Consider the following 23,324-nt stretch of genomic DNA (forward strand, 5'->3'; position numbering starts at 1 on the left):
GAGCGTATCGAATCGAACACGCTCGGCCACCACTGTGCCCCGAGGGCCCACGACACCTCCCCGTCGGCCCGCATTCACCTCGCCGCAACTCCCCCGCCGTCCCCCGGGTGCCTGCGAGCGGCGGCGCCGGAGGGCGCTGCGCCGGAAAATGGTTCCGGCAGGTGGGACGGGGGTCCGAGCATGTGGGACGGGAAGATACGGTGAGGGCACCATGAGCGCTTCGCAGACCTCCGACGTCCCCACCCTCCTCGTCAAGATCTTCGGCAAGGACCGTCCCGGGATCACCGCCGGGCTGTTCGACACCCTCGCCGCCTACTCCGTCGACGTCGTCGACATCGAGCAGGTCGTCACCCGTGGCCGCATCGTCCTGTGCGCCCTCGTCACCAAGCCCGCCGACAGCGGCGAGGGCGAGCTGCGGGCCACCGTCCACAGCTGGGCCGACTCGCTGAAGCTGCAGGCCGAGATCCTCTCCGGTACCGGTGACAACCGGCCGCGCGGCAGCGGCCGTTCGCACGTCACCGTGCTCGGGCATCCGCTGACCGCCGAGTCCACGGCCGCCATCGCCTCCCGGATCACCGCGACCGGCGGCAACATCGACCGCATCTTCCGGCTCGCCAAGTACCCGGTGACGGCCGTCGAGTTCGCCGTCTCCGGCGTGGAGACGGAGCCGCTGCGCACCGAGCTGGCCACCTCCGCCTCCCACATCGGCGTCGACGTGGCCGTGGTCTCGGCCGGGCTGCACCGCCGGGCGCAGCGCCTGGTCGTCATGGACGTGGACTCGACCCTGATCCAGGACGAGGTCATCGAGCTGTTCGCCGCGCACGCCGGCTGCGAGGCCGAGGTCGCCGAGGTGACCGAGCGGGCCATGCGCGGGGAGCTGGACTTCGAGCAGTCGCTGCACGCCCGCGTGAAGCTGCTGGCCGGGCTGGACGCCTCCGTCGTGGACAAGGTCCGCTCCGAGGTGCGGCTGACGCCGGGCGCCCGGACCCTGATCCGCACCCTCAAGCAGCTCGGCTACCAGGTGGGTGTGGTCTCCGGCGGGTTCACCCAGGTGACGGACGATCTGCAGGAGCGGCTGGGCCTGGACTTCGCCTCGGCCAACACCCTGGAGATCGTCGACGGGCGGCTGACCGGCCGGGTCACCGGCGAGATCGTGGACCGGGCCGGCAAGGCGCGACTGCTGCGCCGCTTCGCTGCGGAGGCCGGCGTACCGCTGGCCCAGACGGTGGCCATCGGTGACGGCGCCAACGACCTGGACATGCTGAACGCGGCCGGGCTGGGCGTGGCGTTCAACGCCAAGCCGGTGGTCCGCGAGGCCGCGCACACGGCGGTGAACGTGCCGTTCCTTGACGCGGTGCTGTACCTGCTCGGGATCACCCGGGAAGAGGTCGAGGCCGCGGGCCTGACCTGAGCCGCCCGCGCGGACGAGGAGCGGACGAGGACGGGCCCCGGCGGATCGATCGCGCCGGGGCCCGTCCTCGTACTCGTACCTGCGTCGTGGCGCTCGCGCGCCCGCTCAGTGGTCCTTGGGCGTCCAGTAGTCCAGCAGCGTGCCCACCCCGTGCTCCACGGACTTCCAGGAGCCGGTGAAGGAGACGACGGCCAGGGCGGCGGTGGGGAACCCGGTGCGGGTCATACGGGCCAGGGTGTCGCCCTCCGCACGGCCCGAGAGGGCGTCGGCGAGGGCGTGCATGCCCGGGTTGTGGCCGATGACGAGGAGGTCCTTGACCTCGTCGGACGTCTCGTTCAGGAGGGCGATGAGCTCGCCCAGCGAGGCGTCGTACAGCCGCTCCTCGTAGTGGGTCTTCGGCCGGTGCGGCATCTCCTGGACGGCGAGCTTCCACGTCTCACGGGTGCGGGCGGCGGTGGAGCAGAGGGCCAGGTCGAAGGTGATGCCGGTCTCGGACAGCTTCAACCCGGCGGCCGGTGCGTCCTTGCGGCCCCGTTCCGCCAGCGGGCGCTCGTGGTCGGACACCTCGGGCCAGTCGGCCTTGGCGTGCCGGAGGAGGACGATCCTGCGGGGTGTGTCGGCGCTCATGACTCCCAGCTTCGCATGAATCGGGCCATGGGGCGCAGGGTGTTGGGGGCTCGGTGGCGGTGTGCCGCAGGGCTCGGCGGCAGTCGGCCGCAGGGCTCGGCCGCACGGAGCCGGTCAGCCGACGACGCGCAGGATCTGCTCGGTGACCTGGAGGATCGCGGAGGTCTCGCCGGTGGCGGCATGGGCCTGGCCGGAGCCGGCGAGGAGCAGCAGCAGGAGGCCGAAGGCGAGCGCGGGCAGGGCCAGCGCCCACCAGTGCAGCCGGGTGCTGGCGCCGTGGACTCGGGGACCGGGGCCGGGGATGTGCTGGGGAGTTGTGGGGGCCGACATGGCCGCCTCCGTGGGTACGCGGGGTGGGACTGGCTCGCTCTCTTCGAATCTATGGATTCGAAGGCGCGGTGCCCATCCGGGACACACCCCAGTCGACCCTGACCCTGACCCCCTAGGGGTTGGGGGGTTACCCCTACCCCTGGACGGGTCAGGGGGAGACGACGCTCGCGATGACGGAGATGATCACGGTCACGACCAGCATCGCGCCCAGCACCAGGCCGAGCTTCTTGTGGCTGTTCTGCGGGTTCGGTTCGAGTACGGGCGACATGCCGCTCAGTCTCGCATGCCGCATTCGTCCTCGATCGTGCGGTCCCGGCCGGCCAGGACGCCCAGCGCGATCTGCGGGACCAGCAGGGCCGCCATGACGGTGAGCGGCAGGTCCCAGCCTCCGCTGTGCTGGTAGAGGGCGCCGATGAGGAGCGGTCCGGGGATGGAGATGAGGTAGCCGACGCTCTGGGCGAAGGCGGACAGCTTGACCACGCCGGCCGGGGACTTGGCGCGCAGCCCGATCATGGTGATGACAAGGGGGAAGGCGCAGTTGGAGACGCCGAGCAGGAGGGCCCAGGCCCAGGCTCCGGCGGCGGGGGCGAAGTGGAGGCCGGTGTATCCGACGAGGCCGAAGAGGCCGAGGGTGACGGCGATGGCCCCCTGGTTCTTCATCCGGCCGGCCAGGTTGGGGATGACGAAGGCGAGCGGGACGCCCATGACCATGGTGACGGCGAGCAGGACGCCCGCGGTGGAGGCGGAGACCCCGGCGTCGCGGAAGATCTGCGGGAGCCAGCCCATGGTGATGTACGCGCCGGTGGCCTGGAGGCCGAAGTAGCAGGCCAGGGCCCAGGCGGTGCGGCTGCGGACGATCTTCGGGCCCGCGTCCGCCCGTACGGTCGCGGCGGCCCGGGAGTCCGCGGCCCGCTTCTGGCGTCGGGCAGCCGCCGCGACGGGCAGCCAGGGCAGTACGGCGACCAGCGCGAGCACGGCCCAGACCAGCAGGCCCGTGCGCCAGCTGCCGCCGAGGGCGGAGGTCATGGGCACGGTCACGGCGGCGGCGAGCGAGGTGCCGAGGGCCAGGGCCATGGAGTACAGGCCGGTCATGGTGCCCACGCGGTCCGGGAACCAGCGCTTGACGATGACCGGGAGCAGCACGTTGGTCAGGGCTATGCCCGCCAGGGACAGGGCGCTGGCGGCGAGGAAGCCGGCGGCGTTGTGCGTGAACGGCCGGATCAGCAGCCCGGCGGCGACGGCGGCCATGCCGGCGCAGACGACGGCGGCCGGGCCGAAGCGGCGGGAGAGCCGGGGCGCGGTGACGCCGAAGACGGCGAAGCAGAGGGCGGGTACGGAGGTGATCAGTCCGGCGACGGTGCCGCTCATGCCGAGGCCCGTGCGGACCTCCTCGAAGAGGGCGCCGAGGCTGGTGATGGCGGGCCGCAGGTTGAGGGCGGCCAGCACGATGCCGACGATGAGGACCGGGCCGAGCCAGGTGGGGTCCGGTTGGACTTGCGGGCTCGCGGGGGCGGCGGAACGGGAGGGTGCGGGTACCGTGCGCGCGGCCTCGGGTCGGTTCAGGGTCTGGATTTCTTCGTCGGGCATTACCCCATCATAGAATCATGGGATGATTGATTGTCACGCTCGGACCGGACTCGGACAGGAACCCGCATGCCGCTGACCTCGCCCCGGCGCTCCGCGCTGGTCGACCAGGTGATCACCCAGCTCCGGAACCAGATCACGTCCGGCGAATGGCCCGTCGGAGCCCGCATCCCCACCGAGCCGGAGCTGGTGGAGCTGCTGGGCGTCGCCCGCAACACCGTCCGGGAGGCCGTCCGGGCGCTGGCGCACAACGGACTGCTGGACATCCGCCAGGGCTCGGGGACCTACGTCATCGCCACCAGCGAGCTGGCCGGGGTGATGCACCGCCGCTTCGCCGGCGCCGACCCGCGCCACATCGCGGAGCTCCGCTCGACGCTGGAGTCCGCCGCGGCCCGGATGGCGGCGGAGCGGCGCACCGAGCGGGACCTGGGGCAGCTGGACGCGCTGCTGGCGCGGCGCGAGGAGGCCTGGGCGAGCGGGGACGCGGAGCGGTTCGTGGCGGCGGACGTCGCGCTGCACATGGCGGTGGTGGCGGCCTCTCACAACGAAGTGCTCATCGAGCTGTACGCGGACCTCGGCGACCTGGTGGCGGACTGGCTGCGCACGGACGTGGGTACGGAGCTGGACCCTGCGGCGCACCTGGACCACGCCCGGCTGATCGAGGCCATCCGGCGCGGGGACGGGGATGCGGCGGCCTCGGAGGCGGCGGGTTACCCGTTCGTGTGCCTCGGCAGGAAGTAGCCCTCGCGGGAGGGGCCCGGAGTCACGGCCGCTGGTGGGTCACCCAGGCCGAGCGGACCTCCTTCCAGCAGCGGCTGGTGAGCTCGATGCGGCCGGCCGGCGCCAGGGCGACGGCGGCGCTGTCCGCGTCCACGTCCCACCAGCGGTCGCACTCCACGTGCAGGCGCAGGAGATCGGTCTCCGGATAGCTGTTGAGGCAGGTGGCCGACACCTGCGAGCCCTCGATCACGGTGTCGCAGTCGGCGCCGAACAGCTCGCGACCGGCGGGCGGCCGGGGCCGTACGGGCGGCTCCGCGGGGAGCTCGTCGAGGTCCACGGCGGCGGGCTCCACGACGGCCACCGCCTCCGGCCCCGACAGCGCTTCGCCCCCCTCGGACCGCGCGTCGGCCCCCGGGATCAGGAATCCCGTCAGGACCACCGAGGTGACCAGCAGCGATACCGCTCGGCTCCGCCTCGCGCGCACTCCCGTACCTCCTCCCCGCACGAGCCGAGAAGATCCCGGCCCGGTCAGTTTGCAGGCATCTGTCCTGGTTTTCGACTCGGGAAGATCCGGTCGGAGGGCGAAAATCTGATCGAGTGCCCGGCCGGAACCCCCGCCCCCACCCGCGGATACGGCGGCGGCCGCGCCTCCCGGAAGGGAGACGCGGCCGCCGCCGTACGGACGTACGAGTACCGCTGCGTACCTGTCGGTACCTCGCTCAGGCACCCATCGCGTGCAGGCCGCCGTCCACGTGGACGATCTCGCCGGTGGTCTTCGGGAACCAGTCCGACAGCAGGGCCACGACGCCCTTGCCCGCCGGCTCCGGGTCGCTCATGTCCCACTCCAGCATCGAGCGGGAGTTCCAGACGTCCGCCAGCTCCGAGAAGCCCGGGATGGACTTCGCGGCCATCGAGCCGATCGGACCGGCCGAGACCAGGTTGCAGCGGATGTTCTCCTTGCCCAGGTCACGGGCGAGGTAGCGGCTGGTGGCCTCCAGCGCGGCCTTGGCCGGGCCCATCCAGTCGTACTGCGGCCAGGCGTACTGCGCGTCGAAGGTGAGGCCGACGACGGCCGCGCCCTCCGCCGGGAACAGCGGCTTGCAGGCCATGGTCAGCGACTTCAGCGAGAACGCCGAGACGTGCATGGCGGTCGCGACGGACTCGAAGGGGGTGTTCAGGAAGTTGCCGCCGAGGGCGTCCTGCGGGGCGAAGCCGATGGAGTGCACGACCCCGTCGAGGCCGCCGAGCTCCTCGCGGACGAGGCCCTCCAGACGGGCCAGGTGCTCGTCGTTGGTGACGTCGAGCTCGATCACCTTGACCGGCTTCGGCAGCTTCTTGGCGATGCGCTCGGTCAGCGTCGGGCGCGGAAACGCGGTGAGGATGACCTCGGCGCCCTGCTCCTGGGCCAGCTTGGCGGTGTGGAAGGCGATGGACGACTCCATCAGCACCCCGGTGATGAGGATGCGCTTGCCGTCGAGAATTCCGCTCATGGTGATCAGTGACCCATGCCCAATCCGCCGTCAACGGGAATGACGGCTCCTGTGATGTACGCGGCGTCGTCGGACGCCAGGAAGCTCACGGCTGCCGCGATCTCCTCGGGCTGCGCGTAGCGGCCCAGGGGCACCTGGCCGACGATGCCCGCGCGCTGCTCGTCGGTGAGCACCTTCGTCATGTCGGTGTCCACGAAACCGGGGGCCACGACGTTGAAGGTGATGTTGCGCGAGCCGAGCTCACGGGCGAGCGAGCGGGCGAAGCCGACCAGCGCCGCCTTGGAGGCCGCGTAGTTGGCCTGGCCCGCCGAGCCCAGCAGCCCGACGACCGAGGAGATCAGGACGACGCGGCCCTTCTTGGCACGGAGCATGCCACGGTTCGCGCGCTTGACCACCCGGAAGGTGCCGGTGAGGTTGGTGTCGACGACGGACGCGAAGTCCTCCTCGGACATGCGCATCAGCAGCGTGTCCTTGGTGATGCCGGCGTTGGCCACCAGCACCTCGACCGCGCCGTGCGCGTCCTCGATCTCCTTGTAGGCCTGCTCCACCTGCTCGGAGTCGGTGATGTCGCAGCGGACCGCCAGGACGCCGAGCGCGGTGAGCTCCTGCGGCGGCTCACCCGACCGGTACGTGATCGCGACCTTGTCGCCGGCCTGCGCGAAGGCTCGGGCGATGGCGAGGCCGATGCCCCGGTTTCCTCCGGTGACGAGAACCGAGCGGCTCAACGGATCACCCTTTCGACTAGCTGTCTGAGTACCAGAAACCTATAGGCCGGGCCCCCCGCACGCAGAATCGATCTCCCACAGGGCCTCGGTACGGGCTCTGTCGAGTCCCTACAGAAAGATGTAGGCACAAGAGCCCCGAGCGCGACATGATCGAGGCGACCGGCCCCGACCCCGGGAGGACTACCGTGCCCCATTCCATCGACGCGGCCTTCACCGCGCTGCCCCTGCGGGCGCTCGCCGACGCGGCGCTCGCCCGGGCCCGCGCGCTGGGCTGCGACCATGCCGACTTCCGGCTCGAACGGATCCGCAGCGCCGCCTGGCGGCTCCGGGACGCCAAACCCTCGGGCAGTTCCGACACCACCGACCTCGGGTACGCGGTCCGCGTGGTGCACGGGGGCAGCTGGGGGTTCGCCTCCGGTGTGGACCTGACCATGGACGGCGCCGCCAAGGTGGCCTCGCAGGCCGTGGCCATGGCGAAGCTGTCCGCGCAGGTCATCAAGGCCGCGGGGTCGAACGAGCGGGTGGAGCTCGCCGACGAGCCGGTGCACGCCGACAAGACGTGGATCTCCGCGTACGACGTGAACCCGTTCGAGGTACCCGACGCGGAGAAGGCGGCCCTGCTCGCCGACTGGAGCTCGCGGCTGCTGGCCGCCGACGGGGTGGCGCACGTCGACGCCTCGCTGCTCGCCGTCCACGAGAACAAGTTCTACGCCGACACCGCCGGCACCATGACCACGCAGCAGCGCGTACGGATCCACCCGCAGCTCACCGCGGTCGCCGTGGACGCGACCACCGGCGAGTTCGACTCGATGCGCACCATCGCCCCGCCGGCCGGGCGCGGCTGGGAGTACCTGACCGGCACCGGCTGGGACTGGGACGCCGAGCTGGAGCAGATCCCCGGACTGCTCGCCGAGAAGATGCGGGCGCCGAGCGTCGAGGCGGGGCGCTACGACCTGGTCGTGGACCCGTCCAACCTGTGGCTCACGATCCACGAGTCCATCGGCCACGCCACCGAGCTCGACCGGGCGCTGGGTTACGAGGCGGCGTACGCGGGGACCTCCTTCGCCACCTTCGACCAGCTGGGCAAGCTCAAGTACGGCTCCCCGGTCATGAACGTGACCGGTGACCGCACCGCCGAGCACGGTCTCGCCACCGTCGGCTTCGACGACGAGGGCGTCCAGGCGCAGAGCTGGGACCTGGTCAAGGACGGCACCCTGGTCGGCTACCAGCTGGACCGCCGGATCGCGAAGCTCACCGACCTGGGCCGCTCCAACGGCTGCGCCTTCGCCGACTCCCCCGGGCACGTGCCCGTCCAGCGGATGGCCAACGTCTCGCTCCGGCCGGATCCGGGCGGGCTGTCGACCGAGGACCTGATCGGCGGGGTGGAGCGCGGCATCTACGTCGTCGGCGACCGCTCCTGGTCGATCGACATGCAGCGCTACAACTTCCAGTTCACCGGGCAGCGGTTCTTCCGGATCGAGAACGGCAAGCTGGCCGGTCAGCTGCGCGACGTCGCCTACCAGGCCACGACCACCGACTTCTGGGGGTCGATGGAGAAGGTCGGCGGCCCCCAGACCTACGTCCTGGGCGGCGCCTTCAACTGCGGCAAGGCCCAGCCGGGCCAGGTCGCTGCCGTCTCGCACGGCTGCCCGTCCGCGCTGTTCCGCGACGTGAACATCTTGAACACCACGCAGGAGGCCGGCCGATGAGCACGCTTTCGAACGGACGCAGCAAGCCCCACGAGATCGTCGAGCGGGCGCTGGAGCTGTCCACCGCCGACGGCTGCGTCGTCATCGCCGACGAGGAGTCGACGGCCAACCTGCGCTGGGCGGGCAACGCGCTCACCACCAACGGCGTCACCCGCGGCCGGACCCTGACGGTCATCGCCACCGTCGACGGCAAGGAGGGCACGGCCTCGGGGGTCGTGTCGCGCTCCGCCGTGACCGCCGCGGACCTGGAGCCGCTGGTCCGGGCCGCCGAGGCCGCCGCCCGCGGCGCCGGACCCGCGGAGGACGCCCGGCCGCTGGTCACCGGGACCCCGGCCTCGCCCGATTTCACGGGGGCCCCGGCCGAGACCTCCTCGGCGGTGTTCGCGGACTTCGCCCCGGCGCTCGGCGAGGCCTTCGCCCGGGCCCGCGCGGGCGGCCGGGAGCTGTACGGCTTCGCCAACCACGAGCTGGTCTCCACGTACGTCGGCACCTCGACCGGGCTGCGGCTGCGCCACGACCAGCCGAACGGCACCCTGGAGCTCAACGCCAAATCCCCCGACCGGCAGCGCTCGGCCTGGGCCGGCCGCTCCACCCGGGACTTCAAGGACGTGGACCCGACCGTGCTGGACGCCGAGCTCGCCGTACGGCTGGGCTGGGCGGAGCGGAAGATCGACCTGCCCGCCGGTCGGTACGAGACCCTGCTGCCGCCGACCGCGGTGGCCGACCTCCTGATCTACCAGATGTGGTCCGCGGCGGCCCGGGACGCGGTCGAGGGCCGGACGGTGTTCTCCAAGCCCGGCGGCGGCACCCGGCTCGGCGAGAAGCTGTCGCAGCTGCCGCTGACCCTGCGCAGCGACCCGAACGCGCCGGGCCTGGAGTCCGCGCCGTTCGTGATCGCGCACAGCTCGGGCGACGACGCCTCGGTCTTCGACAACGGCCTGCCGGTACCGGCCACCGAGTGGATCCGGGACGGCGAGCTGGCCCGGCTGACCACGACCCGGCACAGCGCGGGCATGACCGGGATGCCGGTCGCGCCGGGCTTCGGGAACCTGATCCTGGACGGCGGCGGCGACCGCTCGCTGGAGGAGATGGTGGCCTCCACCGAGCGGGGTCTGCTGCTGACCTGCCTCTGGTACATCCGCGAGGTCGACCCGGCGACGCTGCTGCTCACGGGCCTGACCCGGGACGGCGTCTACCTGGTGGAGAACGGCCAGGTCGTCGGCGAGGTGAACAACTTCCGGTTCAACGAATCGCCGGTGGACCTGCTGTCGCGGGCCTCCGAGGCGGGCCGGACCGAGAAGACCCTGCCGCGCGAGTGGAGCGACTGGTTCACGAGGGCCGCGATGCCCGCGTTGCGGATCCCCGATTTCAAAATGAGCTCGGTCAGCAAGGGTGTCTGACCACCTAGACTGAGCTTTTGGCGTGACGCATTTCCCATCTGAAGGAGTCGAGAGACCGTGACGGACATCGTCGACGAACTGAAGTGGCGTGGGCTCTTCGCCCAGTCCACCGACGAAGAAGCGCTGCGCAAGGCGTTCGCGGACGGTCCGGTCACCTTCTATTGCGGCTTCGACCCGACGGCGGCCTCCCTGCACGTGGGACACCTCGTGCAGGTGCTGACCGTACGCCGGCTCCAGCAGGCCGGGCACCGGCCGCTGGCGCTGGTCGGCGGGGCCACCGGTCAGATCGGCGACCCGCGGCCGACCGCCGAGCGGACGCTGAACGACCCGGAGACGATCGCGAACTGGGTGACCCGGCTTCGGGGCCAGATCGAGCCGTACCTGTCCTTCGAGGGCGAGAACGCCGCGATCATGGTGAACAACCTGGACTGGACGGCGGGCATGTCCGCCATCGAGTTCCTGCGTGACATCGGCAAGCACTTCCGCGTCAACAAGATGCTGACGAAGGACTCGGTCGCCAAGCGCCTGGAGTCCGACCAGGGCATCAGCTACACCGAGTTCAGCTACCAGCTGCTCCAGGGCATGGACTTCCTGGAGCTGTACCGGCGCTACGGCTGCACCCTCCAGCAGGGCGGGTCCGACCAGTGGGGCAACCTGACCGCCGGTCTCGACCTGATCCACCGCCTGGAGCCGCACGCCGAGGTGCACGCGCTGGCGACCCCGCTGATGGTCAAGGCGGACGGCACCAAGTTCGGCAAGTCCGAGAGCGGGTCCGTCTGGCTCGACCCGGAGATGACCACCCCGTACGCGTTCTACCAGTTCTGGCTGAACGTGGACGACCGGGACATCTCCACCTACATGCGGATCCTCTCCTTCAGGTCCCGCGAGGAGCTGGAGGAGCTGGAGGCGCAGACCGCCGAGCGGCCGCAGGCGCGCGCCGCCCAGCGGGCGCTGGCGGAGGAGCTGACCACCCTGGTGCACGGCGCCGACCAGTGCGCGGCCGTGATCGCCGCGTCGAAGGCGCTGTTCGGCCAGGGCGAGCTGGCGGACCTGGACGAGGCCACGCTGGCCGCGGCCCTGTCCGAGCTGCCGCACGTACAGGTCGCCGAGCCCGGCCTGGTGGTGGACCTGCTCGCGGAGACCGGGCTGGTGGCGAGCAAGTCGGCCGGCCGCCGGACCGTGAAGGAGGGCGGCGCCTACGTGAACAACGCGAAGGTCACCGCCGAGGACGCGGTCCCCGCCAAGGAGGAGCTGCTGCACGGGCGCTGGCTGGTGCTGCGCCGCGGCAAGAAGAACCTGGCGGCGGTCGAGGTCACGGGCTGACGCCCGGGGCCTGACGCCCGAGCGCGGCGGAGGGGCCGGTACGGACGAGTCGTCCGGCCGGCCCCTCCGTCACGCCGCCCCTCAGGTCATCTGCTTGCTGCCGCCCTTGAGCGACTTGTAGACCATCTCACCGAGAGCCACGATCAGCACTGCTCCGGCAAGTTGCAGCAGGTGCCGGGTCCAGTCGATGCCCCTGGTCTCCCCGACGCCGATCCACACCGCGACGGCGTTGCCGAGGATGCCGCCGACGATACCGAACAGGGTGGTCAGCCAGAGGGGCTGATGCTGCTTGCCCGGCAGGATCGCCCGGGCTATGAGGCCCAGCACGAAACCGACGATGATCGCCCACAACCATGACATGTCGAGCCTCCTCGTGGCGCGTTGTGCGCATGTGGGCCCAGTTTCGACCCGTACGGCGTACTGCGCATTTCGGACAGCCCCATTCGGGGGACACCCCCTCTCCTCGCCACGGGGCGGGCGGCGTACGGTGGGAGGAGTTCGGACCGGGGAGTGTCCGGCAGGCGGATCGGGCGGTGGAGCGTGGAGCGGAAGAAGCGGAACGGGGCCGAGGTCTTCCGGATCACCGGAGCCCGGATGGGCCTCGACGAGGACGTGCGGGGACGGCAGCGCCGGTACGTCATCTCGATGGCGATCAGGACGCTCTCGGTGCTGGCCACGGTGATCCTGTGGAACGTGGAACGTCACGTGGCGATCGTGACGCTCATCGCGGGCGGGCTGCTGCCGTACGTGGCCGTGGTCATCGCCAACGCGGGGCGCGAGTCGACCCCCTCGCTGCCCTCGCACTTCATCCCGTCACCTGTGCGTCCGGCACTGGACGCGGGAAACCTCAAGAAAAGCTCAGATCAATCATGAAGTTCCGGTGCACTGCACCGGGTCCTGCGTGACATACTGCCTACGCGCTCCGCATCCCCCGTCGGAGCGACGGACCGACGCCGGGCAGCTCCCCCCGTGGCTGCTCGGCGTCGCCTTTCCGTGGCAGGGGTTTGTAGGGTTGAGGCGTGAACTCCCCTGACTCCCCCGACTCCCCCCAGGCGCCCGCGCCCTCCTGCTCGGCCAAGGGCTGCCGCGACGCGGCCGTCTGGGTCCTGGCGTGGAACAACCCGAAGCTGCACACGCCGGAGCGCCGCAAGACCTGGCTGGCGTGCGAGGAGCACCGGGAGCACCTCTCCCAGTTCCTGGGGGTCCGCGGGTTCCTCAAGGACGTCGTGAAGCTCGACGAGTGGGTGCAGCCGGAGGGCTCGGAGCGCCCGTAGCGGCCGGAGCGGCTTCGGCGAGCCGGCCGACGGCGCGGCCGCCGTCAGCCGCCGATCGCGGACATCGGCCGGTCGGGCTGGAGGAAGGACGGGTCGTCGAGTCCGGACCCGGCCTTCTTGCCCCACATCGCCACCTTCCACAGGCGGGCGATCTCCTCGTCCGGGGCGCCCGAGCGCAGCGCGGCGCGCAGGTCCGACTCCTCGGTGGCGAACAGGCACGTACGGATCTGGCCGTCGGCCGTGAGCCGCGTACGGTCGCAGGCCCCGCAGAACGGGCGGGTGACCGAGGCGATGACGCCGACGGTGGCGGGGCCGTCGTCGACCACCCAGCGCTCGGCCGGGGCGGAGCCGCGCTCCTCGGCGCCTTCCTCGGTCAACGTGAAGCGGGTGCGCAGCGAGGCGAGGATGTCACCGGCGGTGATCATGCCCTCGCGCTTCCAGCCGTGCTGGGCGTCGAGCGGCATCTGCTCGATGAAGCGGAGCTCGTACTCGTTCTCCACGGCCCAGGCGAGCAGGTCGGGGGCCTCGTCCTCGTTCAGGCCCGGCATCAGGACGGCGTTGACCTTGACGGGGGTCAGGCCGGCCTCGCGGGCCGCGGCCATGCCGTCGATGACGTCGCGGTGGCGGTCACGCCGGGTGAGGGTCTTGAAGACCTCGGGCCGCAGGGTGTCCAGCGAAACGTTTACCCGGTCCAGTCCGGCGGCCTTGAGCGCCTGTGCGGTGCGCTTGAGTCCTATGCCGTTGGTGGTCAGGGACATCCGGGGGCGCGGCTCCAGGGCCGCGCACTGCTCGACGATGCCGACCAGGCCGGGCCGGAGCAGCGGTTCACCGCCGGTGAAGCGGACCTCGGTGATCCCGAGCTGCGTGACGGCGATCCGGATCAGCCGGACGATCTCCTCGTCGGTCAGCAGATCAGACTTTCCGAGCCACTGCAGACCCTCCTCGGGCATGCAGTACGTGCAGCGCAGATTGCACCGATCGGTGAGTGAGACGCGCAGGTCAGTGGCCACGCGGCCGTAGGTGTCGAGAAGCATTTCGGGCCCCCTCCCTGTCCGGTCCATAGAGACGTCCGCGCCACTTCGGCTACATGCCTGGCGCTGTATTCGAGCCTACGCGACGGCTGTGAGGCGTAGGGATGCCCAAATGAACGAGACGCGGCGTGGCCGCGTCGTAGAGAAGTACGACGCGGCCACGTTGCGTGCTCGGCTCATCTCATGATGAGCACGGTGTCAGTGAGCGCCCGTTCCCGTAAGGGAGCGGACCTCAAGCTCCGCGAACTTCTGGGGGTCGGCCTTCTCCTTGGCCAGGACGGTGCCCAGCCAGCCGAGCAGGAAGCCGAGCGGGATCGAGACGATGCCCGGGTTCTCCAGCGGGAACCAGTAGAAGTCGGCGTCCTTGAACATCGAGGTGGGCTTTCCGGAGACGACCGGGGAGAAGAGCACCAGGACGACCGCGGAGACGAGGCCTCCGTAGATCGACCACAGCGCGCCCTGGGTGCTGAACCGCTTCCAGAAGAGGCTGTAGAGGATCGTCGGCAGGTTGGCGGAGGCGGCGACCGCGAAGGCGAGGGCGACGAGGCCGGCGACGTTGAGGTCGCGGGCCAGGGCCCCGAGGCCGATGGCGACGGCGCCGATCACGACCGTGGACCAGCGGGCCGCGCGGACCTCCTCCTGCTCGGTGGCGTTGCCCTTGCGGATCACGTTCACGTACAGGTCGTGGGCGAAGGACGAGGAGGAGGCGAGGGTGAGCCCGGCCACGACCGCGAGGATGGTGGCGAACGCGACCGCGGAGATCACGGCGAGCAGGACCGCGCCGCCCGTGGAGCCGGCTCCGCCGCCGACTTCCTGGGCGAGCAGCGGGGCGGCGGTGTTGCCGGCCTTGTTGGAGGCGAGGATGTCGGTGCGCTTCAGCAGGGCCGCGGCGCCGAAGCCGAGGGCGATGGTCATCAGGTAGAAGGCGCCGATGATGCCGATGGCCCAGTTCACGGACTTGCGGGCGGCCTTGGCCGTGGGCACCGTGTAGAAGCGGATCAGGATGTGCGGCAGGCCGGCGGTGCCGAGTACGAGTGCGATGCCGAGCGAGATGAAGTCCAGCTTCGTCGTCGCGTCCTTGCCGTACTTGAGTCCGGGCTCCAGGAACTTGGCGCCCTGACCGCTGTTCTCGGCCGCCTTGCCCAGCAGGTCGGAGATGTTGAAGTTGAACTTCAGCAGTACCAGGAAGGTGATGAGCAGGGCGCCCGCGATGAGCAGGACGGCCTTGATCATCTGGACCCAGGTGGTGCCCTTCATGCCGCCGATGGTGACGTACAGGATCATCAGTACGCCGACCAGTGCGACGACGGCGACCTTGCCGCTGTCGCTGGTGATGCCGAGGAGCAGCGAGACGAGCACGCCGGCGCCGGCCATCTGGGCGAGCAGGTAGAAGATCGAGACGACGATGGTGGAGGTGCCGGCCGCGGTACGGACGGGCCGCTGCCGCATCCGGAACGCGAGCACGTCGCCCATCGTGTAGCGGCCGGAGTTGCGCAGCGGCTCGGCGACGAGCAGCAGGGCGACCAGCCAGGCCACGAGGAAGCCGATGGAGTAGAGGAAGCCGTCGTAGCCGAAGAGCGCGATGGCGCCGGCGATGCCGAGGAAGGACGCGGCGGACATGTAGTCGCCGGAGATGGCCAGGCCGTTCTGGAAGCCGGTGAACTGGCGGCCGCCCGCGTAGAAGTCGGCGGCGTCCTTGGTCTGGCGGCCGGCCCAGATCGTGATGATGAGGGTGGCGACGACGAACAGCCCGAACAGGGTGATGATCAGCGGCCGGTGCTCGGTGGCGCCTGCGGCCACGTTCCCCGCGAGGTGGAGGGGGAGGGTGTCGCTCATTCGCCGGCCTCCATCCGCGCCTTGATGGCCGCGGCCTTCGGGTCGAGCTTCGCGGCGGCGTGCCGGGAGTACAGCCAGGCGATCAGGAAGGTCGTCGCGAACTGGGCGAGGCCGAGCACGAGGGCGACGTTGATGTTGCCGAAGAGCTTGGTCCCCATGAACTCGCCGGCGTAGCTGGACAGCAGGACGTAGAGCAGGTACCAGGCGATGAAGGCCACGGTGAGCGGGAAGGCGAAGGACCGGTAGGAACTGCGCAGTTCGGCGAATTCGGCGCTCTGCTGGACGGCGGTGAACTCTTCGGCCGTGGGGCTCGCCGTGAGGCTCGCCGCGGGCGTTCCCGCGCTGCCGTGCGGCGGCGCTGCTTCGGTGGTCACGGGGGGCTCTCCTTGTGACGCGGGTGCGGTGGGGACGACGGACAAAACAACCTCCGTGTGGGGGGGGACGGTGGCGCTGATCCCCCCTTGTCAACGGCACGTACGGCGCGTCGGGATGGTTCAACACCCGTTGATTCTTCGGATGATTCTTCGGAATCTGATTTCGTCGAACTGATGGCGGAAAGTCGTACGTCGGCACTAGGTTCGCTTGTCATGAACCCGCCGTCCGGCGCGACCCCGCGCGGACGGCTTCTTTCACGGATGATGTGGAGAACCCATGGCTCATCTGGGACCCGGCCGCCGGCGAATCGCCGTTCCGGTCGGCCTGGCGCTCACCGCCTCGCTCGCCTTCCTGCCCTCGGTCGCGGCCTCCGCCGCCCCGCTGGGCAACACGGCGGGTACGGCGGCCGCGGCGAAGCCCGACACCACCGGCCCCAAGCTCTCGTACGTCGCGAACCTGACCACGTACGCATCGGTGAAGGCCGCGAAGAAGGCCGTCGAGCGGGCCGGTGGAACGGTGGTGACGTCCTATGAGCAGATCGGGGTCGTCGTCGCACACTCCCAGAACCCGGACTTCGCCAAGCAGCTGCGCGTGCAGCGCGGCCTGTTCGTGTCGGTCGGCGCCACCCGGACGGCCCCCCTCCAGACGGTGGCGACCACCGAGGAGGGCACGACGCAGAAGCTCAGCGCGGCGGACGCCGCCAAGGCGGCGGCGACGGCCACGGACGGTCAGGAGCCGCTGGAGCCCAACCAGTGGGACCTGCGGGCGATCAAGGCCGATCAGGCGCACAAGATCAACGATGGCAGCCCGGACGTCACCGTGGGCGTCATCGACACGGGTGTCGACGACACCCACCCGGACCTCGCCCCGAACTTCTCCAAGGGCCAGTCGGCCAACTGCGTCGGCGGCGTCGCGGACACCACCGACGGTGCGTGGCGCCCGTACCCCGACGGCAGCGACCACGGCACGCACGTGGCCGGAACCATCGCGGCCGCGCGCAACGGCATCGGCGTCGCGGGTGTCGCGCCGGGCGTGAAGGTCGCCGCGATCAAGGTGAGCGAGCCGGGCACCAGCCTGTTCTTCACCGAGGCGGTCGTCTGCGGCTTCATGTTCGCCGCCGAGAAGGGGATCGAGGTGACCAACAACAGCTACTACGTCGACCCGTGGCTCTACAACTGCAAGGCGGACGACGACCAGAAGGCGCTGGTGGAGGCCCTCGGCAGGGCGACCAAGTACGCCGAGCGCAAGGGCGTGCTCAGCGTGGCCTCGGCGGGCAACTCGAACCACGACCTGGCGTCGAACGCCATCGTCGACGACACGAGCCCGGACGACGCCACCCCGGTCCCGCGCACGATCGACCCGCACGTCTGCCTGGACATCCCCACCCAGCTCCCGGGTGTGGTCACGGTGAGCGCGACCGGCGACCAGGGCTTCCGGTCGTACTACTCCAGCTTCGGGCTGGGCGTCGTCGACGTCGCCGCCCCCGGCGGCGACAAGTGGCAGGTTCCGGCCACCCCGGACGCCAACGGCCGCGTGCTGTCGACCGTGCCGGGCGGCGGCTACGGATACAAGCAGGGCACCTCGATGGCCGGACCGCACGTGGCGGGCGTGGCGGCGCTGCTGAAGAGCGCGCACCCGAAGGCCACGCCGTCGCAGCTCCAGGCCATGCTGAAGGCCCAGGCCACGAAGACGGCCTGCCCGGAGAAGCTCTACGACGCGACGGGCGCGCTGGTCGACGCCACCACGTGCCAGAGCAAGTGGGGCCAGACCGGGTACTACGGCTACGGCGTGGTGGACGCGCTCAAGGCCGTGAAGTAGCGCCTCGACCGCTTGAACGGGAGGGGCCGGCCCAGGGGATTCCCCCCGGGCCGGCCCCTCCCGCCGTTCGCCACCGTCAGGGCTTGATGAGCACCTTCAGCGCGCTGCGGTCGTCCATCGCGCGGTAGCCGTCCGGGACCTCGTTCAGGGACACGGCCCGGTCGAAGACGGGCGCCGGGTCGATCGCGCCGCTCAGCACGTCCTCCAGCAGCTCCGGGATGTACGCGCGCACGGGCGCGACGCCGCCGCGCAGGCTGATGTTGCGGTCGAACATCACGCCGAGGTCGAGGCCGGTGCCGCTGCCGTGCGGGACGCCGACGTAGCCGATGGCCCCGCCGTCGCGGGTGATGTTCACGGCGGTGCGCATGGACTGCTCGGTGCCGACGGCCTCGATGACCGCGTGGGCACCCTGGCCGCCGGTGAGCTCGCGGACGGCGGCCTCGGCGGCCTCCCCGCGCTCGGCGACGACGTCGGTGGCCCCGAAGAGCTTGGCTATGTCCGTACGGACGGTGTGGCGGCCCAGTGCGATGATCCGCTCGGCGCCCAGGCGCTTGGCGGCGAGGACCCCGCACAGGCCGACCGCGCCGTCGCCGACGACGGCCACCGTGGAGCCCTTGCGGACGCCCGCGCCGAGGGCGGCGTGGTGCCCGGTGCCCATGACGTCGGAGAGGGCCAGCAGGCCGGTCAGCAGGTGGTCGTCGGAGACGGCCTCGGCGGGCAGCTTCACGAGGGTGCCGTCGGCGTGCGGGACGCGGACGGCCTCGCCCTGGCCGCCGTCGAAGCCGACGGAGCCCCAGAAGCCGCCGCCCACGCAGGAGGTGTACAGGCTCTCGGAGCAGTAGTCACAGGTGCCGTCGGACCACATGAAGGGGGAGACGACGAGGTCGCCGGCCTTCAGACCGGACACGGCCGAGCCGGTCTCCTCGACGACGCCGAGGAACTCGTGGCCGATGCGCTGGCCGGGCTGGCGCGCGGCCTCGCCGCGGTAGGCCCACAGGTCGCTGCCGCAGATGCAGGCACGCAGGACGCGGACGACGGCGTCCTCGGGGCGCTGGATCGCAGCGTCGGGCACCTCCTCCACGCGGATGTCGTGCGGGGCGTGGATGACGGTGGCGCGCATGGGTGTGCAGCCCTCCGGATCAGTTGGTTGAGTCTTGTATGACCGTCCTACGGTACGCCTGCGTCGGAGCGAGCGCGCCGGTGGCCAGCAGGTACTGGGCGGCGACGTAGGTGGCCATGATCCAGAAGTCGGGGCGCGGCAGCTGCGGCCAGTCGGCGACCCCGGTGGCGATCAGCGTGTCGGAGATCAGGAACAGCGCCCCGCCGAGGCCGGCGCGCAGGCCGAGGGCGCTGGAACGGTAGGCCATGGCGGTGAGGAGCAGGCTGTACCCGGCGACCGGGATGCGCAGGTCGGCCGGGAGGTCCTCCCAGAGCAGCGCGACGGTCCCGACGAGCGCCAGGGCGTACGCGCCCCCGAGCGCGGGATGCGTTCTGCCCCGGCCGAAGAGCACGAGGTAGCAGACGTGCCCGGCGGCGAAGGAGCCCATGCCGACGAGGAAGGCGGGGTCGGCATCGAAGAGGAGGGCCAGGTCCCCGCCCCACCCGAAGAGCAGGGCCGCGATCAGCAGCCGGGGCGCCCGTCTCGTGATCACGTACGCGACGAGCAGCGGCATCAGCAGCGGCTTGGCGAGGACGTGCCCGAGGTGCCAGCCGGCCAGCAGCGAGCCGAGGTCGAGGGCGGTGGCGACGGCGAAGGCGCCGAGCAGGACGCGAACGGCGGCGCCGGCTCCCTCGGGTACGGGCCGCGCCCAGGAGGGCGTACGGAACGCACGGGAGTCGGTGTCGCTCACGCGGCGTGCTCCGAGGTCTTCGCGGGGGCGGCGGACCCGGCGGACTCGGCCGCCTCGGCCGCCACCGGGGCGGCGGGCTGCCAGCCGGGGCCGCGGAAGACGCGTCCGGCGCGCTCGCGCCAGCTGCGGGCGGCGCGGACGTCGCGGGCGATGGCGGCGTACTCGTGGGTGGCGACGCGCAGGGGGTTGTAGGTGCTGATGTTCTTGGTGAGCCCGTAGACGGGCTGGTCGGTCTCCCCCACCCATGAGCCGAACATCCGGTCCCAGACGATCAGGATCCCGCCGAAGTTGCGGTCCAGGTAGCCGCCCTGGGAGGCGTGGTGGACGCGGTGGTGGGAGGGGGTGTTGAAGACGTACTCGTAGGCCCGCGGGAGCTTGCCGATGCGCTCGGTGTGGACCCAGAACTGGTAGAGGAGGTTGATGCCGTAGCAGAACGGGATCGCGGCCGGGTGCACGCCGAGGGCGACCATCGGGAGGTAGAACCACCAGGTAGTGGCGCTGGTCCAGGGCTGGCGCAGGGCGGTGGTGAGGTTGAAGTTCCGGCTGCTGTGGTGGACGACGTGGCAGGCCCACAGGATGCGGATGACGTGGTGGAGCCGGTGCTGCCAGTAGTAGAGGAAGTCCTGGACCAGCAGCATCAGCAGGGCGGTCCACCACAGGAACGGGACGCGCAGCGGGGTCAGTTCGTAGACCGCCGTGAAGACCGCGACGACCGGGATCTTCCAGAGCAGGTCGAAGCCGATGCTGCCGATGCCCATGGCGACGCTCGTCGCCGCGTCCTTGGCGTCGTAGCCGGCGGCGTCCTCGTCGGGATGGAGCCGGTAGCTCACCACCTCGATGACGGTGAGCAGCACAAAGGCGGGTATGGACCACAGCACGACATCGGGCAGGTTCGGCATGCCCGCACCATAGAGCGGGTTCGGGGGCTCCGCCAGGGGTTGTTACCGATCGGTATCCATCGGGGTTACCAGCGGTTCGCGCGATGATCTCCGGGCCGGGGGAAGGGCGGGCGGATGACGGGCTTGGAGACGGTTCTCCTACGCGTGGCGGGGACCGTGGCGGGGGCGCCGCTGAAGTCCCTCCTGACCCGGCCCCCGGGCGCGGGCCCGGCCCCGACTTCGCGGCGGATCTGGACCCGACGGCGCTTGCGGCCACCCTCCCGGGCTTCGGCGCCCGGGCCGACGTGGAACTGGTCCGACGGTGGGGCGGGTTGGCTCGACCGGAGCGCGCCGGAGCGGCTCAAGGCCATTGCCTGAGCCGCCCCGGCAAGGGGCACGGCAGGTCACCAGATGCGGACCGAGCCGCCCTTGGCGAAGGCCGGGCTCGTGGCTTCCGGGGGGATCGTTTTCAGGGGTTCCGCGATCTCCGCGACCGTCGGGCCGTGCTTGGCCGCGAGGCCGTCCAGCAGGGCCAGGTCGAAGCCGTACACGCGGGCCGCGTTGCCGCCGGCCATTGCGGCCACCTCATCCCTCGGGAGGCCCGCGTAGGCGATGCGGAGGCCCTCGCGGGAGAACGGGGTGGTGCCCTCGTCGTGGGGGTAGTCGCTGCCCCACATGATCTTGTCGAGGCCGATACGGTCCCGCAGCGGGACCTCGTGGGGGCGCATGAAGCTGGCCCCCACGAAGCAGTTGTCCCGCCAGACCTCGCTCGGGCCCTTGCCCATCGACTCCGCCAGACCCGCCCCGAATTTGGACTCGGCCGTGGCCGAGGCCGCGACCAGGCGGCCGTGGTAGTAGTCCAGCATGTCGAGCACACCCGGGATCCAGCCCGAGCCCTGCTCCGTCAGGACCAGCTTCAGGCCCGGGTGGCGGCGGAAGGCGCCGCCGAAGATCAGGTGCCACAGGGCGCGGTGCGAGAACCAGGTCGTCTCGACCATGAAGACCGCCCTCGCGGCCGGTTCGTCGCCGAGCGGCGGCGAGGCCGAGCCGCCGTGGTGGTTGACCGGGACGTCCAGCTCGTCGCACACCGCCCAGATCGGGTCGTACGCGGCCGAGTACAGCTCGGGCACCGACGAGCCGGGCGGGACGCCGGGCAGCAGGATGCCGCCCGTCAGGCCGGCCTCCCGCGTGCGGCGGATCTCCTTCACCGCCGCGTCCACGTCGTTGAGGAGGATCTGCACCACGCCCGCCCGCCTGCCCGGAGCGTCGGCGCAGAAGTCCGCCAGCCAGCGGTTGTGCGCCTGGAGCCCCGCCCAGCGCATCGTGTACTCCGCGGCCGTCGGCGGCTGGGCCATCAGCGAGGCCTTGGGGAAGAACGGCGGGATCGTGTTCGGGAAGACCACCTCCGCCACGATGCCGTCCGCCTCCAGCTCGGCGAGCCGGCGCGCCGAGTTCCAGTTGCGGTCCGCCGTGTCCGCGAGGAGGTCCTCGTACGGGTTCACGTAGGTGGCCGCCCAGGCGTCGAACTCCTCGTGGTACCGCTTCTCCAGGTACGGCTTGTAGTCCAGCAGGTCCGCGCCCGCGTGGCAGTCCGCCGAGATGACCGTGTACCGCTCCGTGTCCGTCATCGGTCCACCCCCAGGGCGGGGAAGTCCTCGCCCGTCAGCCAGTGTCGGCCGGTCTCCCGCGAGCGGGCCCAGGAGGACTCCACGGACGCCTGGTCGGCCGACTGGCCGAGCTCCGCCGGGGTCGGGCCGATCCGGCGGGCGAGCGGGGCCAGCTTCCGCGTGTCGAAGCCGAAGACCTCGGCCGCCGCCAGCCCCAGCATCCTGCGGGTCTCGCCGACCGGGATGTCGTGGAAGGTGTTCTTCAGCCAGGTCCGGGTGGACGGCCAGGTCCCCTCGGGGTGCGGGAAGTCCGAGCCCCACAGGATGTTGTCCACGCCGATCTCGTAGCGCTGGGCGAGCTCGCGCCGCTTGGTGTTCGTCGCGCAGATGAACACCTGGCGGTCCAGGTACTCGCTCGGCGGGCGCTTGAGCTCCTCGAACGGCGACAGCTTCTTGCCGCCGTGCGCGCCGAGGTAGAGCCGGTCCATGAACCACAGCTGGTTCGGCAGCCACCAGCAGCCCGACTCGGCGACGCCGAACCGCAGTCCCGGGTGCCGTTCGAAGACCCCGGACCAGAGCAGGAACCACAGCGGGCGGGACGGCCACCACGTGACCTCGGAGACGAAGATGCCCAGGTGGTCGCCGTACTCGTGGCGCGGCGAGGACCCCGAGTGGGTGACGATCGGCATCCGCGTCTCGGCCGCCGCCGCCCACACCGGGTCGTAGCGGCGGTCGTGGTACGGCGCCTTGTCCACCCACATCGCGGGGATCATCAGCGCGCCCAGCCCGGACTCCTTGGCCCGGTGTATCTCGGCGACGACCTCTCTCGGCTCGCCCGTGATGGGCAGCAGGGCGACGCCGCAGTGCCGCTCGGGGGTCTCGGAGACGAACTCCGCCAGCCAGCGGTTGTGCGCCTGCGCGCCCGCCATGCCGAGCTCGGGGTCCTGGTCGCCGGAGAGCCCGAGGCCCACCCCGAAGGGGGCGGCGGTCTGGCTGTCCACGGCGTCGGCGTCGGGGAAGACGACCTCGCCGGCGACCCCGTCGCCGTCGAGCTCCTTCAGGCGCTGCGCCGTGTCCCAGCCGCCCCTGAGGCCTTCCTCGTGGTCGTGGAACCACTTCTCCGCGAAGGCCTCGTTGCGGACGCCGAGGCGCGTGGCCTCGGCGCGGCGGACGCCCTGCTGGCCGAGGAACTCGTCGAACCGGGGGTGGAAGCGGGAGTCGAGGTACGGGCGGTACTGCTCGGTCGGCAGTCCCGCGTGGCAGTCGGAGGAGATGATCAGGTACGGATCTTCGTACGCGCTGCTGTCGTTCACGGTCTCACTCACTGCAAACGCTC

At 71.1% G+C, this 23,324-nt stretch carries 24 protein-coding genes; 8 read left to right on the top strand and 16 right to left on the bottom strand.

What is annotated here, in order from left to right:
• Positions 1-211: 211 nt before the first annotated feature.
• Entirely contained in the window at positions 212-1,411 is a 1,200-nt protein-coding gene (serB, locus tag OG509_RS10005) for a phosphoserine phosphatase SerB (protein ID WP_406181811.1), read from the top strand.
• 105 nt (positions 1,412-1,516) lie between these two features.
• On the opposite strand, the gene OG509_RS10010 is transcribed toward serB, so the two are convergent.
• The 4 genes from OG509_RS10010 to OG509_RS10025 all read right to left on the bottom strand — a co-directional run bounded on the left by OG509_RS10010 (position 1,517) and on the right by OG509_RS10025 (position 3,955).
• Positions 1,517-2,038 (bottom strand): SixA phosphatase family protein, encoded by a 522-nt coding sequence (locus tag OG509_RS10010; RefSeq protein ID WP_406181813.1) that lies wholly within the window; start codon positions 2,036-2,038, stop codon positions 1,517-1,519.
• A 114-nt stretch (positions 2,039-2,152) separates the two neighbouring features.
• Complete coding sequence (locus OG509_RS10015; RefSeq protein WP_406181815.1) at positions 2,153-2,368, bottom strand: hypothetical protein; 216 nt, start codon at positions 2,366-2,368, stop codon at positions 2,153-2,155.
• 148 nt (positions 2,369-2,516) lie between these two features.
• Positions 2,517-2,636, bottom strand: a complete 120-nt coding sequence (locus OG509_RS10020; protein ID WP_267880934.1) for an SGM_5486 family transporter-associated protein — start codon at positions 2,634-2,636, stop codon at positions 2,517-2,519.
• Between the two features lie 5 nt (positions 2,637-2,641).
• Positions 2,642-3,955 carry a CynX/NimT family MFS transporter gene (locus OG509_RS10025; RefSeq protein WP_406181818.1) on the bottom strand — a complete coding sequence of 438 codons (1,314 nt, stop codon included), beginning with the start codon at positions 3,953-3,955 and terminating at the stop codon, positions 2,642-2,644.
• A 66-nt stretch (positions 3,956-4,021) separates the two neighbouring features.
• On the opposite strand from OG509_RS10025, the gene OG509_RS10030 reads away from it, so the two are divergent.
• Complete coding sequence (locus OG509_RS10030; protein WP_406181820.1) at positions 4,022-4,693, top strand: FadR/GntR family transcriptional regulator; 672 nt, start codon at positions 4,022-4,024, stop codon at positions 4,691-4,693.
• 22 nt (positions 4,694-4,715) lie between these two features.
• Here OG509_RS10030 and OG509_RS10035 read toward each other — a convergent pair whose 3' ends face one another.
• The 3 genes from OG509_RS10035 to fabG all read right to left on the bottom strand — a co-directional run bounded on the left by OG509_RS10035 (position 4,716) and on the right by fabG (position 6,887).
• Positions 4,716-5,156: a hypothetical protein gene (locus OG509_RS10035; protein ID WP_406181822.1), complete on the bottom strand. Its 441-nt coding sequence runs from the start codon at positions 5,154-5,156 to the stop codon at positions 4,716-4,718.
• A gap of 235 nt (positions 5,157-5,391) precedes the next feature.
• Positions 5,392-6,162: an enoyl-ACP reductase FabI gene (gene fabI, locus OG509_RS10040; RefSeq protein ID WP_048476759.1), complete on the bottom strand. Its 771-nt coding sequence runs from the start codon at positions 6,160-6,162 to the stop codon at positions 5,392-5,394.
• 5 nt (positions 6,163-6,167) lie between these two features.
• Positions 6,168-6,887 carry a 3-oxoacyl-[acyl-carrier-protein] reductase gene (fabG, locus tag OG509_RS10045; RefSeq protein ID WP_030300576.1) on the bottom strand — a complete coding sequence of 240 codons (720 nt, stop codon included), beginning with the start codon at positions 6,885-6,887 and terminating at the stop codon, positions 6,168-6,170.
• 146 nt (positions 6,888-7,033) lie between these two features.
• Here fabG and OG509_RS10050 point away from each other — a divergent pair, with 146 nt between their 5' ends.
• The 3 genes from OG509_RS10050 to tyrS are packed head-to-tail and all read left to right on the top strand — an operon-like array spanning position 7,034 to position 11,319.
• Positions 7,034-8,596 (top strand): TldD/PmbA family protein, encoded by a 1,563-nt coding sequence (locus tag OG509_RS10050; protein WP_406181824.1) that lies wholly within the window; start codon positions 7,034-7,036, stop codon positions 8,594-8,596.
• Entirely contained in the window at positions 8,593-9,996 is a 1,404-nt protein-coding gene (locus OG509_RS10055; RefSeq protein ID WP_406181826.1) for a metallopeptidase TldD-related protein, read from the top strand. Before OG509_RS10050 ends, OG509_RS10055 begins: the two co-directional genes overlap by 4 nt.
• Before the next feature lie 57 nt (positions 9,997-10,053).
• On the top strand, positions 10,054-11,319 hold the full coding sequence (gene tyrS, locus OG509_RS10060; protein ID WP_385591706.1) for a tyrosine--tRNA ligase: 1,266 nt from the start codon (positions 10,054-10,056) through the stop codon (positions 11,317-11,319).
• Between the two features lie 81 nt (positions 11,320-11,400).
• Here the strand turns inward: tyrS and OG509_RS10065 are convergent, their stop codons facing one another.
• On the bottom strand, positions 11,401-11,679 hold the full coding sequence (locus OG509_RS10065; RefSeq protein WP_406181829.1) for a GlsB/YeaQ/YmgE family stress response membrane protein: 279 nt from the start codon (positions 11,677-11,679) through the stop codon (positions 11,401-11,403).
• A gap of 234 nt (positions 11,680-11,913) precedes the next feature.
• On the opposite strand from OG509_RS10065, the gene OG509_RS10070 reads away from it, so the two are divergent.
• Together OG509_RS10070 and OG509_RS10075 are read left to right on the top strand one after the other, a co-directional pair.
• Positions 11,914-12,192: a DUF3099 domain-containing protein gene (locus OG509_RS10070; RefSeq protein ID WP_385591712.1), complete on the top strand. Its 279-nt coding sequence runs from the start codon at positions 11,914-11,916 to the stop codon at positions 12,190-12,192.
• A gap of 146 nt (positions 12,193-12,338) precedes the next feature.
• Positions 12,339-12,593 (top strand): hypothetical protein, encoded by a 255-nt coding sequence (locus OG509_RS10075; protein ID WP_406181831.1) that lies wholly within the window; start codon positions 12,339-12,341, stop codon positions 12,591-12,593.
• 44 nt (positions 12,594-12,637) lie between these two features.
• Here the strand turns inward: OG509_RS10075 and moaA are convergent, their stop codons facing one another.
• From moaA to OG509_RS10090, 3 genes are all read right to left on the bottom strand, one after another.
• Complete coding sequence (gene moaA, locus OG509_RS10080; protein ID WP_406181833.1) at positions 12,638-13,627, bottom strand: GTP 3',8-cyclase MoaA; 990 nt, start codon at positions 13,625-13,627, stop codon at positions 12,638-12,640.
• Between the two features lie 195 nt (positions 13,628-13,822).
• Entirely contained in the window at positions 13,823-15,460 is a 1,638-nt protein-coding gene (locus OG509_RS10085) for a cation acetate symporter (RefSeq protein ID WP_406181835.1), read from the bottom strand.
• Positions 15,457-15,834 (bottom strand): DUF485 domain-containing protein, encoded by a 378-nt coding sequence (locus OG509_RS10090; protein WP_385591701.1) that lies wholly within the window; start codon positions 15,832-15,834, stop codon positions 15,457-15,459. Before OG509_RS10090 ends, OG509_RS10085 begins: the two co-directional genes overlap by 4 nt.
• A gap of 277 nt (positions 15,835-16,111) precedes the next feature.
• Here OG509_RS10090 and OG509_RS10095 point away from each other — a divergent pair, with 277 nt between their 5' ends.
• Positions 16,112-17,653, top strand: coding sequence for a S8 family peptidase (locus tag OG509_RS10095; protein ID WP_406181837.1), 1,542 nt, complete (start codon positions 16,112-16,114; stop codon positions 17,651-17,653).
• A gap of 76 nt (positions 17,654-17,729) precedes the next feature.
• On the opposite strand, the gene OG509_RS10100 is transcribed toward OG509_RS10095, so the two are convergent.
• From OG509_RS10100 to OG509_RS10120, 5 genes are all read right to left on the bottom strand, one after another.
• Entirely contained in the window at positions 17,730-18,773 is a 1,044-nt protein-coding gene (locus tag OG509_RS10100) for a zinc-dependent alcohol dehydrogenase family protein (RefSeq protein WP_406181839.1), read from the bottom strand.
• Between the two features lie 19 nt (positions 18,774-18,792).
• Entirely contained in the window at positions 18,793-19,503 is a 711-nt protein-coding gene (locus tag OG509_RS10105) for a lysoplasmalogenase (RefSeq protein ID WP_406181841.1), read from the bottom strand.
• Complete coding sequence (locus OG509_RS10110) at positions 19,500-20,402, bottom strand: sterol desaturase family protein (RefSeq protein WP_406181843.1); 903 nt, start codon at positions 20,400-20,402, stop codon at positions 19,500-19,502. The genes OG509_RS10105 and OG509_RS10110 overlap by 4 nt, the downstream gene beginning before the upstream one ends.
• Positions 20,403-20,785: 383 nt before the next feature.
• The gene (locus OG509_RS10115) at positions 20,786-22,009 is read right to left on the bottom strand and encodes an amidohydrolase family protein (protein WP_406181844.1); all 1,224 of its coding nucleotides are present in this window, start codon (positions 22,007-22,009) and stop codon (positions 20,786-20,788) included.
• On the bottom strand, positions 22,006-23,313 hold the full coding sequence (locus OG509_RS10120) for an amidohydrolase family protein (protein ID WP_406181846.1): 1,308 nt from the start codon (positions 23,311-23,313) through the stop codon (positions 22,006-22,008). Before OG509_RS10120 ends, OG509_RS10115 begins: the two co-directional genes overlap by 4 nt.
• Between the last annotated feature and the right edge of the window lie 11 nt (positions 23,314-23,324).

The sequence above is a fragment of the Streptomyces sp. NBC_01006 genome (assembly GCF_045162725.1).
Taxonomy (GTDB): domain Bacteria; phylum Actinomycetota; class Actinomycetes; order Streptomycetales; family Streptomycetaceae; genus Streptomyces.